The 14,629-nt window shown below is 69.2% G+C and carries 13 protein-coding genes and 4 pseudogenes; 6 read left to right on the plus strand and 11 right to left on the minus strand.

All coding sequences use genetic code 11. The features are described 5' to 3' along the window. Positions 1-49: 49 nt before the first annotated feature. Positions 50-388: pseudogene (locus tag ACQEVC_RS24915) on the minus strand (S1 family peptidase); the annotation flags it as partial. A 104-nt stretch (positions 389-492) separates the two neighbouring features. Then, a complete protein-coding gene (locus tag ACQEVC_RS24920) occupies positions 493-1,416 on the minus strand; it encodes an RNA polymerase sigma factor (RefSeq protein ID WP_432881737.1) in 924 nt (307 codons plus the stop codon). Between the two features lie 74 nt (positions 1,417-1,490). On the opposite strand from ACQEVC_RS24920, the gene ACQEVC_RS24925 reads away from it, so the two are divergent. After that, positions 1,491-2,966 carry a carboxylesterase/lipase family protein gene (locus ACQEVC_RS24925; RefSeq protein ID WP_432881740.1) on the plus strand — a complete coding sequence of 492 codons (1,476 nt, stop codon included), beginning with the start codon at positions 1,491-1,493 and terminating at the stop codon, positions 2,964-2,966. Between the two features lie 261 nt (positions 2,967-3,227). On the opposite strand, the pseudogene ACQEVC_RS24930 reads toward ACQEVC_RS24925, so the two are convergent. Next, a pseudogene (locus ACQEVC_RS24930) lies at positions 3,228-3,947 on the minus strand (NAD-dependent epimerase/dehydratase family protein); the annotation flags it as partial. A gap of 503 nt (positions 3,948-4,450) precedes the next feature. On the opposite strand from ACQEVC_RS24930, the gene ACQEVC_RS24935 reads away from it, so the two are divergent. Both ACQEVC_RS24935 and ACQEVC_RS24940 read left to right on the plus strand, forming a co-directional pair. Beyond that, a complete protein-coding gene (locus tag ACQEVC_RS24935; protein ID WP_432881743.1) occupies positions 4,451-4,624 on the plus strand; it encodes a hypothetical protein in 174 nt (57 codons plus the stop codon). Positions 4,625-4,656: 32 nt separating this feature from the next. Continuing rightward, positions 4,657-5,115: an SgcJ/EcaC family oxidoreductase gene (locus ACQEVC_RS24940; protein ID WP_432881745.1), complete on the plus strand. Its 459-nt coding sequence runs from the start codon at positions 4,657-4,659 to the stop codon at positions 5,113-5,115. Here the strand turns inward: ACQEVC_RS24940 and ACQEVC_RS24945 are convergent. From ACQEVC_RS24945 to ACQEVC_RS24975, 7 genes and pseudogenes are all read right to left on the minus strand, one after another. Next, positions 5,095-5,701 (minus strand): annotated as a pseudogene (locus ACQEVC_RS24945) (transposase); the annotation flags it as partial. The gene ACQEVC_RS24940 and the pseudogene ACQEVC_RS24945 sit on opposite strands and share 21 nt — an antisense overlap. Positions 5,702-5,813: 112 nt before the next feature. Next, entirely contained in the window at positions 5,814-8,105 is a 2,292-nt protein-coding gene (locus ACQEVC_RS24950) for a GMC oxidoreductase (protein WP_432881748.1), read from the minus strand. 171 nt (positions 8,106-8,276) lie between these two features. Further along, a pseudogene (locus ACQEVC_RS24955) lies at positions 8,277-8,516 on the minus strand (integrase core domain-containing protein); the annotation flags it as partial. Between the two features lie 119 nt (positions 8,517-8,635). Beyond that, positions 8,636-9,166, minus strand: coding sequence for an IS3 family transposase (locus tag ACQEVC_RS24960; protein WP_432881750.1), 531 nt, complete (start codon positions 9,164-9,166; stop codon positions 8,636-8,638). Continuing rightward, on the minus strand, positions 9,163-9,462 hold the full coding sequence (locus tag ACQEVC_RS24965) for a transposase (protein WP_432881753.1): 300 nt from the start codon (positions 9,460-9,462) through the stop codon (positions 9,163-9,165). Before ACQEVC_RS24965 ends, ACQEVC_RS24960 begins: the two co-directional genes overlap by 4 nt. A 287-nt stretch (positions 9,463-9,749) precedes the next feature. Further along, positions 9,750-11,078: an endonuclease/exonuclease/phosphatase family protein gene (locus ACQEVC_RS24970; protein WP_432881756.1), complete on the minus strand. Its 1,329-nt coding sequence runs from the start codon at positions 11,076-11,078 to the stop codon at positions 9,750-9,752. 247 nt (positions 11,079-11,325) lie between these two features. Beyond that, on the minus strand, positions 11,326-11,595 hold the full coding sequence (locus tag ACQEVC_RS24975) for a hypothetical protein (protein ID WP_432881758.1): 270 nt from the start codon (positions 11,593-11,595) through the stop codon (positions 11,326-11,328). 174 nt (positions 11,596-11,769) lie between these two features. Here ACQEVC_RS24975 and ACQEVC_RS24980 point away from each other — a divergent pair, with 174 nt between their 5' ends. Further along, on the plus strand, positions 11,770-12,102 hold the full coding sequence (locus tag ACQEVC_RS24980) for a YnfA family protein (RefSeq protein ID WP_354966881.1): 333 nt from the start codon (positions 11,770-11,772) through the stop codon (positions 12,100-12,102). 176 nt (positions 12,103-12,278) lie between these two features. Here the strand turns inward: ACQEVC_RS24980 and ACQEVC_RS24985 are convergent, their stop codons facing one another. Further along, entirely contained in the window at positions 12,279-12,473 is a 195-nt protein-coding gene (locus ACQEVC_RS24985) for a helix-turn-helix domain-containing protein (RefSeq protein WP_432881761.1), read from the minus strand. 160 nt (positions 12,474-12,633) lie between these two features. On the opposite strand from ACQEVC_RS24985, the gene ACQEVC_RS24990 reads away from it, so the two are divergent. Then, complete coding sequence (locus ACQEVC_RS24990; protein ID WP_432881763.1) at positions 12,634-13,278, plus strand: hypothetical protein; 645 nt, start codon at positions 12,634-12,636, stop codon at positions 13,276-13,278. A gap of 540 nt (positions 13,279-13,818) precedes the next feature. Next, positions 13,819-14,274, plus strand: a complete 456-nt coding sequence (locus ACQEVC_RS24995) for an SH3 domain-containing protein (protein ID WP_432881766.1) — start codon at positions 13,819-13,821, stop codon at positions 14,272-14,274. The last annotated feature ends 355 nt before the right edge of the window (positions 14,275-14,629 follow it).

A 14,629-nucleotide genomic window follows, 5' to 3' on the forward strand; every position in this document is an offset into this window, starting at 1 on the left:
GTGGCGGCACCTCGGGCTCGGCGCAACCCTCGTGGTCCTGTGGATCCCTGGTGCACCCCCAGCCCAAGATGCGCACCGGGGTCTGCTCCGCGGCGGAATCCGCGATCGGCACGGGTCGCAGGGCCACCGGGGCGGTCAGCCGGATGACGGCCAGGTCGGCCTCCGGATGGGTCTCGAACCGCTCGGGCGTGACGAGGACGCCCCCGGTGTCTTTGCGGATCGAACCGATGCGCAGCTGCAACCCGACGAAGTTGTCAGCGCGCAGGCAGTGCGCGGCCGTGACGATCCACTCCGGACTCACCGGCGAGCCACCGCAGAAGTGGCTGTTCTTTTGCAGCGACACCATCCACGGATACGTCTGATCGGCGTCCGTGCCACCCACGATCATCGGCTGCGCGTACTCGGGCTCGGTCCGCGCCCTTCCGCCACCTGCTCACCGGCGGCGCTCGGTCATCGGACATGTAGGGATCACACAGCGGCGCCTCGATGGTTCTATGGCTGGGGAACGTGCAGCAGTCGGAACCGCTGTGTGCGACCGGCGTCAAGGAAGTGGAGCCAGACACCCGCAGGCGCGCAGTGCAGGGGCTTGTCGGGCGGGTTCAAGAACTCGGTCTCCCACACGGAGACATCGCTACTGGCCACGACGTTGGTCAAGCGGTACCGGACGCCGTCCTCGTGATTGGCGGTGATGATGCGCGCCAGCCGGCCGTATCCGTGCTCGAGAGTCCCGTCAGGCAACGCCACCTCGGCCGATGGAGACCAGGTTTCGGCGAGCGTCGCGGCGACCGAACCGGCACGCATCGCGGCCAGGCTCTCCTCGGCCTCCCGATGCGACCGCAGGGTGCGTGCGGCGGCGTCGGGATGGGCCACCGCGGCGGTCGCCCGCAACTGTTCGGCAAGCTTCTTGCGTGCTTCGCTGAGGCGGCTACGCACCGTACCCACGGGTACGCCACACAGTTGGGCGATTTGCGTGTACGCGTTGGCCTCGGTGAAGTAGCGCAGCAGCGACACCAGCCGCAGGTTCGGCGTCAGCTGTTCCAAGGCGTGCCACACCCAGTCTCGCAATGCCTGCCGTTCGAGCAACTCGGCCGGGTCGGCGGCAGCGGCGGCCACATCCACCCCGACGTCTGCGACGAGGATCGGGCTGCGCACGCGCCGGGAAGCCAGGCAGACCCTGCGGACGATGCCTCGCAGCCAGGGACCGACGGTCTCCGGGTCCCGCAGGGTAGCCAGGCGGGACAAGGCGACGACGAAAGCCTCCTGCACAGCGTCCTGCGCCTCGGGCCCGTAGCCGAGAAGGGCATACGCGGTCGCGAGCATCCGCGCCTCGTGACGATGTAGCAGCACGCCGAGGCCGGCGGCGTCGCCAGCCCGGGCGAGACGTACCAGATCCGCGTCCGACATGGCGTCGATCACTGTTCAAGACTATAGCTGCCGACATTCGTCGGCCGATCGGTCGAACTTTCGGCGCCGAGCGCGCACCTGAGGATATGAACCTCATCGCAACGACACGGGCCGGCAACGTGCGCGGCCGGCCGACGGCTTCCGGCATGGCCTTCTTGGGGATCCCGTACGCGGCAGCACCGTTCGGGCCGAACCGGATGCGGCCGCCGCAGCCCGTCGCCCCGTGGGAGGGCGTCCGGTCCGCCACCGAGTACGGTCCGACCGTCCCCAAGGGGCACTACCCGCCGCCGTATCGCCCGTTCTTCCCCGAGATCGCGGATCCGGGACCGGAGTGCCTGAATCTGAACGTGTGGACGCCGGACCCTGCTGCCGGCGGGTTGCCGGTGCTGGTCTGGATACACGGTGGTTCCTTCACCAACGGCTCCGGATCGGTCGGTGAGTACGACGGCAGCGCCTTCGCCGCAGCCGGGGTCGTCTGCGTGACGATCAACTACCGGCTGGCCGCCGAAGGTTTCCTGTACCTGCGAGACGGACACCCCAACCTGGGGCTGCTCGACCAGATGGCGGCTCTGCTCTGGGTACAGGACAACATCACCGCCTTCGGTGGGGATCCCGCCCGGGTCACCGTCGCAGGGGAATCCGCAGGCGCGATCAGCGCCGTCACGCTGATGTCGATGCCCGCGGCCAAGGGCCTGTTCAGCCGCGTGATCGCGCAGAGCGGCGCGGCCGCCAACACGCTCACCGTCGAGCAAGGGCTTCTGGTCGCCGGTCACCTCGCCGATGCGCTCGGCGTGGCGCCCACCCGTACAGCTATCGAGAACGTTCCCCTGCAAACGCTGGTCGATGCTGCCTCAGACCTGGTCACCGAGGTCCAGACCGCCCCCGATCCCGCGAAGTGGGGCGCGATCGCAGTGAGCCAGCTCGCGTTCGCGCCGGTCGTCGACGGCGATGTGCTCGTGGACACCCCGTTGGAGTCCCTTCGGCGTGGTGCGGCCGCGGACGTGCCGCTGCTTGTCGGCTCCAACCGCGACGAGGCACGGCTCTTCCTGGTCGCGTCCGGCGTCTGGGACCACATTGACGGCGACGCGGTGGCGGCGACCGCAGCGAGGTACGGCCTGACATCCGCTCAAGCAGCGGTCTACCGAGCCAACCGGCCGGAGGCAAGCCACGCAGAGATCCTCTCGGCCATCGCCACCGACTGGACCTTCGGCATTCCGGTCGTACGAGTCGCCGAAGCTCGGCGGGCGGCCACCTGGGTCTACCGGTTCGACCACCCAGAGCCCGCCGCGAACAATGGGCTCGGCGCCTGCCACGGCATCGATCTCCCGTACATCTTCGACACCATCGACCGGCCGGACGTCCGCCCACGCCTCGGCGATACTCCATCACGAGCGGTGGCTGAGACCATGCATGGCCTCTGGGTCTCTTTCATAACCGGCAACGCACCAAGCTGGGCCCCCTACCGCATCGCCGACCGAACTGTCGCGCTGATCACTAACCGGATCGAGGAGGTGACCGACCCCGCCGCAGACGAACGGCAAGTCTGGCAGGGCATTCGGTGACGAGATGAGCATCGTCAGCTCCTCGCTGGAGTCGTTTGGCCATGCCCAGCATCATCGGCAGTACGTGCAGTGCGCGGTTGAGGGCCGGGTCAACAACCCACCCGACTGACGAGCTGCCGGCCGGTGGAATCCGCCTGAACCATTTTCGCATCGCCCTCCGGGGTGGCGGAGTGTCCTCACTCCGCCACCCCGTCAGGACCAGGGCTTAAACACCTCGTCTGATACGCCCCGCTCCTAGCCGTGATGGGTGCGTTCGGATGGTCAGCGTTCGTTGCCGGCGCGTAGCCAGGAGATGTAGTCGGAGGTGGCGCGTTCGGTGTCGTACGCGGGTTGGTAGCCGGCGTCCTGTCGAAGACGCGTGATGTCGAGGTGGCCGCGGCTGCTGGTCCGGCCCGGGGGCAACGTGAGGTTGGCGTTGGGGATGACAGCTCTGATCGCGGCGATGACTTCGGCGTTGGTCGTGGCGCGGCCGGTGCCGACGTTGTAGGTGCGGTGGTGGAGCTTGTCGGCGGTTTGGAGGAGCGCGATCGCCCGGCCGGTGTCCTTGACGTAGCAGAGGTCGAGCGCGTCGTCGAGGTGTGCGGGCGTCCGGAGTCCGGAGAGATCCGGCGCGCGCCCGTCGACAGCGGCGTGGATGAGCTCGGGCGCGGGGAAGAACGGGTCGTGGTGGCCGAGCAGTCCCCAGGCGCCGGAGATTCGGCAGTTGACGATGTCGATGCCGGTCGCCTCGGCCAGGTGGGCGTTGAGTAGCTCGCCGATCTTTTTGAAGGCCGGGATCGGACGCGGTGCGGTCATCGGCAGGGGCAGGTTCTCGGCAAGCGCGCCTTCGGTCCCGACGCCGGCGTAGACGCCGATTGTGCTGGCGACGCCCACGCGTTTCACGTTCCAGTCCTGGGCGACCTGGATGATGTTGAGCAGCCCACCGAGCGCGCGACGGGTCGCGCCGACCGGCGGCTCCGGGCTGGGTGGCCAGGGCATCGAACCGGCGAGATGCGCTCACTTCGCAAGATCGGAAGCGCCTACGAGACACGTTGCAGCTCATAGTCGCTCAAGGCAACTCCGACAAGACCGATCGCCAGGGATTGGGGTGACCAACAAACCCGGCCGCACCAGAGGCAGATAACCGTCACGACGGTGTCGACCCATCGTGGGCGGCTGGCCCCGACCACCGCCAGGGCGGTAACCACCACGGAGTAGGCGCTCTGGGTGACGACCGCCGCGTCCCCGACGATCAGCACCGACGCCGTCGACCCCGACCGTGAGGCCCGAACGCCTCCTACCGCAGTAGGAGCCGACGCCGCCTCGCCCACCCTGGGGAGGGGCCGGATCGACACCCCACTCTGAGGACACCGCGGGGCCGGCGCCTACAGACTGTCATCGACAGGCATCCGGACCGACCGGACCGCGGAGGAGGTCGTCAGGTTCACTGCGCGCGGGAGGCTGGTCGTCCGGCGCGCCCGGCTGACCTCCTCGGCTCGCTGGTCGTGTTCGCGCTGACCGCGATCCTCAACGGGGTCCTCGGCACCCTGTCGACGGGTGGCTTCGACGACCCAGATTCGGACCTCGCTCAGGCGAGCAAGCTCCTCGAAGGCGAGTTCGGGGCCGGCATCCCCAACATCCTGCTCGTCGTCACCGCACCAAATGGTGACATCGAATAGCTTGAAGGCTGACAACGCAGAAAGGTAGTTACATGCAACACTCGGTCGAGGCGATCAGTGCCATCCCGGCCCGGATGAACGAGGCATGGAACCGCGGTGACGCCACCGCATTCTTTGCCGACTTCGCCGACGACGCTGAGTTCGCGGACTTCGAGGGGACCATCTACCGGGGACGCGAGCACATGATCGCCACCCATCAGCCAATTTTCGACACGGTGGTGAAGGGGTCGCGGCTACTGCACGGCGAGGTGCCGTTCGCCCGGATTATTGGGCCGGGCTGCGGCGTCGTACACCACCGCGTCGGGATCGCGATGCCAGGCGAAGAGGAGCCGCCGCTGAGCCGGTACTCCATGCAACTGTTCGTCATGAGCTGGCAGGACGACCAGTGGAAGGTCGTCGCCCTGCAGAACTCGCGCCTGATTTCGCTGGAGGCCGTGGCGGTCTTGGAATCAGTCAATCTCCAACGGCCGCTAGGATCGCAAACCGTCTAGGCCGCGTTTTCGTAAGTCGGAGTGGAGCCACTCGTCTGTCGCGGCGAGGTGGACGGTGGCCCGGTACCGGACGGCGAGTTCGTCGACGCCGGTGGCGACGGCCCGGTTGCGTTCGAGCCGCTTGATGCCACATTCCACGGCGTGGCACTGCTTGTGAATGTCGGGGTCGAAGGACGGTGGCCGGCCGCCCTTCGACCCCTTCTTCCGCCGGTGTGCCGCCGCTGCCCCTGCTCACACCCCGGGTGCAGCTTTGTCGTCAGCCCGCCCCGGACCTGCCCAACGCGTGGTCGTCCGGTTCGGTGTCGACTCCGCCTCGCGGTTCGACCTGGAGACCCCTTTTCTGCGGCACCGGCCGCGTGTTGATGCGCCCGGGCGCTGGTGGAGTCGACACTGACACCCCGGGTGATCAACCCTGCCGCGTCCGTCCTCGTCCGAAGCCCGGCCAGGATCTTCCGTCAGGTCCCGTCACGCTGCCAACGACGGAACAGCCCACCGACCGTCCACCAGGTCCCGTACTGCGGCGGCGCGTCCCGCCACGGCGAACCCGCCGGGTACGCCATCTGATTTCATCGGTGAACTGCCGTTTCGTTCATCTCGGCGTGCGTCCCGACTTCTTACCTTCACGGGTGCGACGACCGTGGGAAGGAAGTACGGGTCCGGACTCGTCTCGACGACTGACTCCCGCGGAACGTCGACGATCAGAGCTTCCGCGCTGCGGCTCGGTTGCGCCGGCCACTGCTCGGTCGCAGGTACGCGCGGGCGACCTGACCGGTGAAGAACCGACCGAACCGGGCGACGGTAGTCGCGCCACCGCCGCCGGTGGTGCGCAGTGACGATACAAGGCGGACGACCTCTGGCAGGCTGATGGTCATCCGGCCGGTGGGTTCGATCGCGTCGTAGCGCTTGTCAGGGTCGACGACGGCGACAGCGAGGCGGGTGGTGGCGTACCACGGGTTGTTCTGCCGGCCGCGGTGGACGTGTTTCGTGCCGAGCAGCAGCCAGGGGCTGCCGGTGTCATCGGTGAACGGCAGGTGGTAGGTCATGGTGCGTTCCGGGCCGCCGTCGACGGTGGCGAGCAGGTGCAGGCGGCCGCTGGAGACCATGGTCGGGCGGGCGGTCAGGCCGGTCACCCGGACGGTGCCGTAGATTTCGGCCGCGTGTGTCGGATCGTCGATCATGGCCTGTAGGTCGGGTATCACCACGGTCAGCCGCAGCTGGGCGGCGCAGGACGGCCTGGCCTCGTCGGTGGCTGCGGGCAGTCGTACCGTGCCGGTCATCACCTCTGTGAAGCGGACTCCGGCTGCGCGCCTGCGGATCGGGCCGCGAGTGGCGACTGCTTCCACGGCGGCGTCCTCCGGTACCGGGCGGGGTGCGGCGTCGGCGTGCTGCGGTGCCTGCCAGGCGGGGTCGGCGGTGATGCGGCGGATCGCGATCTCGATGCACCGTTCGGCGACTGCGGTGATGGTCAGCGAGGGATTGCCGGCGGTCGCGTCGGGCAGTAGCGCGCCGTCGAGGACGTAGAGGCCCGGGTGGCCGAAGACCTCGCCGTCCGGGGACGCGGCGCCGCGGCTCGGATCCTCGCCCATCGGTACGCCGCCGAGGTTGTGCACGGTGACCGGCTGGCGGAACATGCGCCATGTGGGTGGCGCGAACGGGGTGCCACCGAGCGCGCGAACGACGGCGGCGGAGACCACCTGCTCGTCGGTGTAGAGCGGGTCGTTGCGGGTGGTGTCCCAGACGACACGCAGCCTGTGCTGTTTGCCGCGCAGCTCGATCCGGCCGTCGGCACGGTCACGGCCCATGGCGAGCAGCACGGCTGTCCGGTCGGTACGCAGGTGGCCGGCGAAGGTCTGGGCGGTGCCGATGAGGGCACGGGCGCTGCGGTTCATGCGCTCGGTCAGGTAGGACGGCAGGTGCATTGAACTGACGAGCTCCGCTATGTGCTCGGAGTAGCCGCCCTCCTCGATGACGAACCAGCGCTCGTCGTCGGGGTCGCCGGCGCGGATGACCGAGGCGGTGGTGATGGTCGGGCCGACCGAGGGTGCGAAATCGGCGCCGAGGTCCCGGCCGAAGCTGAGGAAGTCACCGTTGCCGGAGAACCGGCTGCCGACTGTGGCGGGCAGGTCCGGCAGTGTGCCGTACTGGTCGCGGCTGCGCAGCAGGATCTCGGTGCTACCGAGCGCGCCGGCGCACAGGAAGACGTACCGAGCGGTGACCTCGCGTTCTGTGCCCAGTTTGCCGGTGCCGGGATGTCCATACTCGCGCAGCCGTACCCGGTAGCCACGGTCGCCGGCGGCGCCGATCCAGACCGCCTCGGTGCGCGTGCCGACCTCGGCGCCGGCCCGCTCGGCCAGCGCCAGGTAGTTGCGGTCGAGGCTGTTCTTGGCGCCGACGTTGCAGCCGATGTCGCACTGGCCGCAGTAGGTGCAGCCGCGCTGGGGCACGCCGAACCGGTTGGTCTGGCCGGGGCCGCGATCGTCGAAGGTGATCGCCAGGTTGGGGTGGAAGAACCCGTCGCGGTGGCCGAGCCGGGTGGCCGCCTCCGCCATCAGCCGGGTCTTGGGCGGCAGGTCGCGGTCGGCCGGCACCGGCGAGATGTCCAGCATGTGCGCGGCGAGGTCGTAGAACGGGTCGAGGTGCGCCCGGCTGTATGGGGCGGGCCAGTCGGCGAAGACCGCCTGCGGCGACCGGGCGGCCACGTTCGCGTACACCAGCGAGCCGCCGCCGTACCCGGCGGCCCGGACGGCGAGGATGTCGTTGAGCGGTAGCGCGTCGTAGAGCCCGTGGTTGCACAGCCACAGCCAGCCGTCGTCCAGCCGGGACAGGTCGCGCGGGAAGCTGCCGGCCGGCCAGCGGCGGCCGCGCTCGACGACGGCGACGTCGATCCCGGCCTGGGCGAGCCGGCAGACGGCCACCGCGCCGCCGAAGCCACTGCCGACGACCAGCGCCTCGTAGTGATCGCGGGCAAGGTACTCCGGGGCGTCGTGCATGTCGATGACGGTAGGTGCGGCCGGCCCGGCCGTCGTCGGAGCGTGGTAGCTGATCTTCTCCGTTCCCAGGGGGAGGATCGGCCGCCGTCCTCCTACCCTGGGGGCCCTATGGGTTTCGTCAAGCGGCTGCGGGGCGGGCTTTGTCAATCCCTGGAATCGTGGAGGGCTCCGTTAGGCGGCCTGGACCTCCAGGGTGCGGGTCTCTGATCGTTCGTAGTCGATGGGTGAGCGCCAGTCGCAGACGGAGTGCCGGCGGCGCCGGTTGTAGAACTCGGTGATCCAGGTGGCGATCTTCAGGCGGGCCTCGGTGCGGGTGCGGAAGTGGCGGCGGTGCACGTACTCGACCTTGATGGTGGAGAACGTGGCCTCGGCGACGGCGTTGTCGAAGCACGACCCGACCCGGTCCATCGAATGGCGTACCTTCCACCGGTTACAGGCTCGGGCGAAGTCGGCCGAGCGGTATTCGCTGCCTCAATCGCTGTGGAAGATCACCCCTCCGACGCTGCCGCCGCGGGTGACGGCGGCCATGTTCAACGCGGCGACGACCACCCGGCGTCGTGGTGGGCGCCCATGGCGTAGCCGAGGATGCGGCGGGAGTACAGGTCGATGACGGTGGCCAGATAGAGCTTGCCCTCGTCGGTGCGGATCTCGGTCATGTCGCCGCAGCAGGCGAGATCCGACGCCGGCGCGGTGAACACCCGCTTGACCAGGTCCGGCGCGGCCGGACGTGTGCCCTGACGGGTCAGGCCACGACGGCGGCGCTTGCCCCGAGCGGTCAGCCCGAACTCGGCCATGAGCCGCGCAATCGTGTTGTCCGAGACCTGCCAGCCCAGCTCGCGCAGCTCGATGCCGATGCGGGGACTGCCGTATGTGCCGCCCGAGTCGTCGAAGACCTTCCGGACCGCGGCTGTCAGCCGGGCACGCCGATCATCGCGGGGCGTCGGCGGCCGGTCACGCCATTTGTAGAACCATGACTCGGACACCCCCGACATCCGGCAGGCCATCGCGTGCGGAACGTCATGATCGGTCCGCTGGGAAGCGATGAAGGCGGCCACGCTCACCGGCCCGTCGCTTCCTTGACCCACAGGACCACGGATCGCTTGAGGACATCACGCTCCATCGCCAGCTCCGCGTTCTCCCGCCGCAGCCGGGCCAGCTCCGCCCGCTCGTCCTCCGCCAGTTGCCCGGCAGCGGTCTCACCGCGCCTCTCGCGATCCTTCTTCACCCAGTTGGCCAGGGTCCCGCCGTTGACCTCCAGGTCACGCGCGACCTGAGCGATCGACTTACCGGTCTCGCGCACGATGCGCACCGCGCCCGCCCGGAACTCCGGATCGAACTGGCGTCTCGTCTCAGTCATGAACCTCTATCCCTCAAGCTCCAGCCTCCACGCTATGAGGGGAAGGGCAACGAGATACCCGAGGGCGCATAGCGAAGAGGATCGAGGGGATGGCTTCCTCGAGGATTTGTGTACGCATGCTCGTCCCGCCGAGATGAGCACGCATCCTCTCCGACCTGCGCCCCGGGACGGTGGTGACCGTCCCGGGGCCGCACCCGAACCGGCCGGGATGCGCGGCAGGGGAGAACCCCCGGTGGTAGGGACGCCGTGCGGCCCGCCCGCCGTGCGGCGAGTGGATCAGCGGGGGATCAGGTGGTCCGTGCCTCGATGGTGTGTCCCAGGTCGCTGACGCAGCGCCCGCCCTCGTACCACTGCGCCGGACCGGGGGTCTGCGTGCAAGTCCACTCGTCGAGCCGGAGCGGCTTGGCCCAGTCGACGGACCCCGTCCCCTCGGACAGTTTGAGGAAGAAGTCCTGCATCAGCCGGCTCGCGCGGGAGCAGGTCGTCCGCCCGCCGACGACGGACACCCTGGCCGGCTGGTCGTGGTGGGTGAAGACCATGGTCGGGCACTGGGCCCCCGGCCCGTCCGGCGGCAGCGCGGTGGGGGTACCCGGCAGGGCGAGGGTGGCCCGCCCGACGAGCATCCGGTGGTCGGAGCAGTCCCGACCGGCGCACTGGCCGGCGGGCGAGTAGGTCGCGGCGCTCATCCGGATGTCGAAGTTCGCGCTGTTGAAGAAGATGTAGTCGATCTTTCCGTTCTGGAAGGTGGGCTCACCGTCCCGGATCGGAGCGGTGCACGGGTGGGTGGGCTCGGTGCTGCCCGGGCACATGTCCGCCTCGTAGTAGTAGCCGTCGCCCGGCGGGTAACCGGTGACGCCACCGGCGACCTGGGGGGAGTAGACCGGCACGAGATGGTCCTCCAGCGGGTCCGCGTTCAGGTCGCCGACGAAGACCGTCGGCAGCGCGGGATTGTCCAGCCGGAGCGCCGCACGTACCTGGGCCAACTGTCCCACCCCGCCGCCGTCGGCGGCGGCGATGTGCGTGACGCAGGCCCGGAAGACCGCGGGCGTCCGGGCCGTGACGCAGGCGGCCCGGCCGAGGTGCGTGCCGGGTCCGCCAGCGGGCTCGTGGTACACCTCGCTGTCGTACGCGGCCGGCCCCCGGACCAGGATCGCCATACCGCCGCCGGCCAGCGTGTCCGGCCAGGTCCGGCCGGTCGCCTGGACACAGCGCTGGTCGTCCAGCCCCGGGACCTTGTACTGCGGTGCGGCGTCGAACGCCTGGTAGTCCCGCGCGTCGCCGTAGGCGAACCGGCCCACCAGCGGATTCGTGCCCTGGACCGCCTCGCGGATCATCTGGACCTGGGTCCAGCAGGCCTCGTTCAGCGACACCACGTCCGGGCGGTGCTGATTGATCGCCGCGACCACGTGGTCGACCACGTTCGCCCGGCTGGGGTCGATGTTGGCTCCGCCGGCTCCCTCGTTCCGGATGATGCCCCGCATGTTGAAGTGCAGAACGGTCAACGGCGTCGGCGCCGCGGCGGTCACTCCGGATTGTGGCGCGGTCGCCGGCGGGGGCCCCGCCACACCGGGCGCGGTTGCCGGGAGCACACCCAGCAGCGCCGCGCCGAGGGTCACCGCGACTCTATCCCTCCGCCGTCGACCAGTCGCCCCTCTGCCCCAGAAAAGCCACATAGGACCTCCAACCATGAGTCTCGCCGCCCGCTGTCACGATCCGGCCGCGTCGCTCGGGACACTAGAGATGGCCGCCTAACGATTGGTTGGCCGCCAGGTCAGAGCCCGGGCGTACCAGCCCACGCCGACCGCCAGGCGCGGATCGGCAGCTACCGGGGGCTGCTGACCCAGGGCGTCGGAGGGCTCGGGATCAGCCGGCCTCGGCCAGGTCCATCCGGGACACGCTGCGCGAGGCGGTCGCCACTGGTTGCGACGACCTGGTCGCGTGCGCGGAGAGCCCGTGCTGCCCGTTGCCGTTCGTCGAACTCACCGTCAAGGGAGTGATCGTGCCGAGGGTTGATCGACGTCGGGTGCTGCCGTCCGGTTTGACCGGGCTGGCCGGGGTCGCGTGCGCGGCGTGCTGCCTGCTGCCGGTGCTGCTGGCGGCGGGGCTCGTCGGCGGCGCCGGCTGGGTTGTCACCACGCGGATGATGTCGGGCGTCGCGGTCGGCCTGGCTGTGGCGGCGGGTGCCGCGTGGTGGTGGGCGGCCCGGCGGGTGCGCCGGCACCAGGCTGGGTGCGCGGGTCGGGATTGCGCCTGCGCCGGACGGTCCGTGCAGCAGACGCCGGAGGGGATCTCGATAGGGTCCTCGTCGTGACCCTCGCGCGTTCCCTCGTCTTGTTCGTCCTCGCCGCGCTGGCCGAGATCGGCGGGGCCTGGCTGATCTGGCAGGGCTGGCGGGAGCACCGCGGGCTGCTGTGGATCGCCGCTGGGATCGTGGCCCTCGGCGCATACGGGTTCGCGGCGTCGTTGCAGCCGGACCCGAACTTCGGCCGGATCCTGGCCGCCTACGGCGGGATCTTCGTCGCCGGCTCCCTGGCGTGGGGCGTTGTCGTGGACAAGTTCCGCCCCGACCGGTGGGACATCACCGGCGCGGTGATCTGCCTGATCGGCGTCGCCGTGATCATGTACGCGCCGCGCGGCTGATACCCCTACTACTCCTGGTCACCGTCTTCGCGGCGGGCGGCGCGCATCGGCGCCGCTTGCGTCGAGATACCTCGGGAGCTATGCAGCTGACACCCGAAGAATGCGCAGGTACGGCTCAGCAGCAGGTGGGCAGGTACGCCCGGAGGTTATCCAGCGCGGTTGCGTCCATGACGCTGTCACGATCTGCGCGGTAGAACACGATCTTGCCCTTCCCGGCGGGAGGTGAGGATGCCGCCGCGACGCAGCAGCGTCAGCTGCTCCGACGCCGTCGACTGTCCGATGCCGGCCCGTTCGGCGACCTCGCTGACCGACAGTTCGGCGCCTTGGGCGAACCGACCTGACCCCGGACATCGGCCCTTCGGACAAGCCACTTCCCGGACCCGCCACCAACCACCCTAAACCCCCGGTGTCAGGGGGGCCTTGACATAAAGGGGTGCGATGAGCGGATGCAACCGTGGCCGGCCGTCGAAGTCGGTGCCCACATTGGGAATGCGGTCGTGCCTGGGACAGGATCATTGGCAAACTATCGGGATGTTGCTGACGGTCGCTGGTTCGAGTTGCTCTGGAAAGAGCACGGCGGTGTGGGCGTCTGCGGAGATTGAAGGACTTGTCGTGCACGACTTCGACGAAATCGGCGTTCCTGACGGCGCGGACACCCGATGGCGTCAGCGCAGCATGGAGGTGTGGATCCAGCGCGTCCTGCGTTACCAAGCGCGGGGCATCGACGTGTTGCTGGCCGGGCAGTCGCCCCTGGGCGAGGTGCTGGCGAGTCCTTCGGCGACCGAACTCGACGGGATCGCGGCGTGCCTGATGGACGTCGACGAGCAGGTGCGCTGGCACCGGATCGAGGAGCGTGACCCCGGGAAGTGGAATCGTGATGCCAAGCAGTCGTTCGTCGGATGGGCGCGGTGGCATCGCGAGCACGCCCGCGATCCCCGTCATCGGCCCGAGGTGATCACCGCCGCCGGGTACGAGCGGATGAGATGGGCTCGTTGGAGCGACTGGACGAGCACTGATCATCGCTGGGCTGTGCGAGTCATCGACACGACCGACCGAGCGGTGGAGCAGTCGGCGACTGAGATCAGGCAATGGATCGCTGACGCACGCTCCGAGTTGGCCGCCGGGCAGCTCGCGCTGGCAGGCAGATGGGTTACCGGTTCTGTAACGCACGAATGACATCCGCTCGTCGGCACGAGTGTGCGTCCGACACATTGAACCTTTTTCAACCTGAACCGCGCGGCGCTCACGCACCGCGTCCGACCCTGCGGTCCGTCGAACCGCAAGGGGAGGTTAAAAAAAGGTTCATTGAACGACAGGGCACGGAGAGTGACGAGGGCGTCGGTGTGCGACGTGCGCGATCGGGCCGGGTAGCGACGGCGCATCGCTGCGCCGCCGCCCCCTCAGACATGAAAATGTGACGACCGCCGGGCGCCGCACGGAGCGGCACCGGCACCATCGACCGGGGTCGGTCGGCCCAGCCGACTTCCGGCAGGGCTGCACCAGAGGCTCGTCCGTGCAACTGCTGCTCTTCTTCCGCTTCACCGCCGCCTCCCGTCGGAGGCGCGAAGGAGCGGTGAAGCCGCTTTGAAGTCGCCGTCGGCTTGGCTGAGTCTACGAGTTCTCATCACGTTGCCGGGAGCAGGTTCGGCCGGAGAACGGCCGGGAGCCCGCGACGACCTTCCAGGTATCGAGAACCAGAGTAGGAAGGAGCCGACGATGTCACCGGTGAGCAACCAACAAGCCGTGAATGTCACAACGGAAATGCCGCAGGAGAGGTCGACGGGGCTGGCCAGGCACGGCCGGTTCACGCTGGCGCTGCTGGCGGCGGTCTCGGTGATGTCGCTGGTGTCGGCGAGCGGTGCCTACGCCGCCGATACGCCGGTCCCCGGGCGGTCCAGCTCGATCTTGTCCTGTCCGCAGGGCTTCAGCCGCCCGCTGGACACGTTCGGGCAGTTCATCGCCTCGGGCGTCAACATCCGTACGGGTCCAGGCGCCGACTGCACGTCCCTTGGACACGGCCAAGTCGGCCAGCGCGCGACCTACCACTGCCAGGTCATCGGGCACGACGGCTATCTCTGGACGCATCTGACCAACAACGCGACGGGCGTATCCGGGTGGGTACGCGAGAACTTCCTCAGCGGCAACCCGCCCGGCAGCCCTTACGGATGCTGACCGCGGCACCGACCTGTCCGGCCACGCGTCGTTGAGGCCAGGCCGGCAGAACCGAGACCACCGCAGGCTCCGTTGTTCGGGCCCAACCCCCGGGAGCTTGCGGTGGTGCTCTGACGTTCGCCGAAAGAGATCGACCTGCTCACCCGATCGACGGTGCGGCGACGCAAACCACGAGCTGTCCCGCTGGCTCGGCAGCAGATCCGGACGGCCTGCCTGGGAAACGACTTCCGGCCGGGGCGGGCGAGGCGGACGTGTGCCGCCCGAGCCAATGAGCCGTCGTGGGTCGTGGCGCCGGTTCCGGACCGCAGTTGGGCGAAAGCCTGGTCGGCGTCGGCGACAGCCTCGGGGCGGACCT

The sequence above is a fragment of the Plantactinospora sp. CA-294935 genome, from assembly GCF_050936445.1.
Lineage (GTDB): Bacteria > Actinomycetota > Actinomycetes > Mycobacteriales > Micromonosporaceae > Plantactinospora.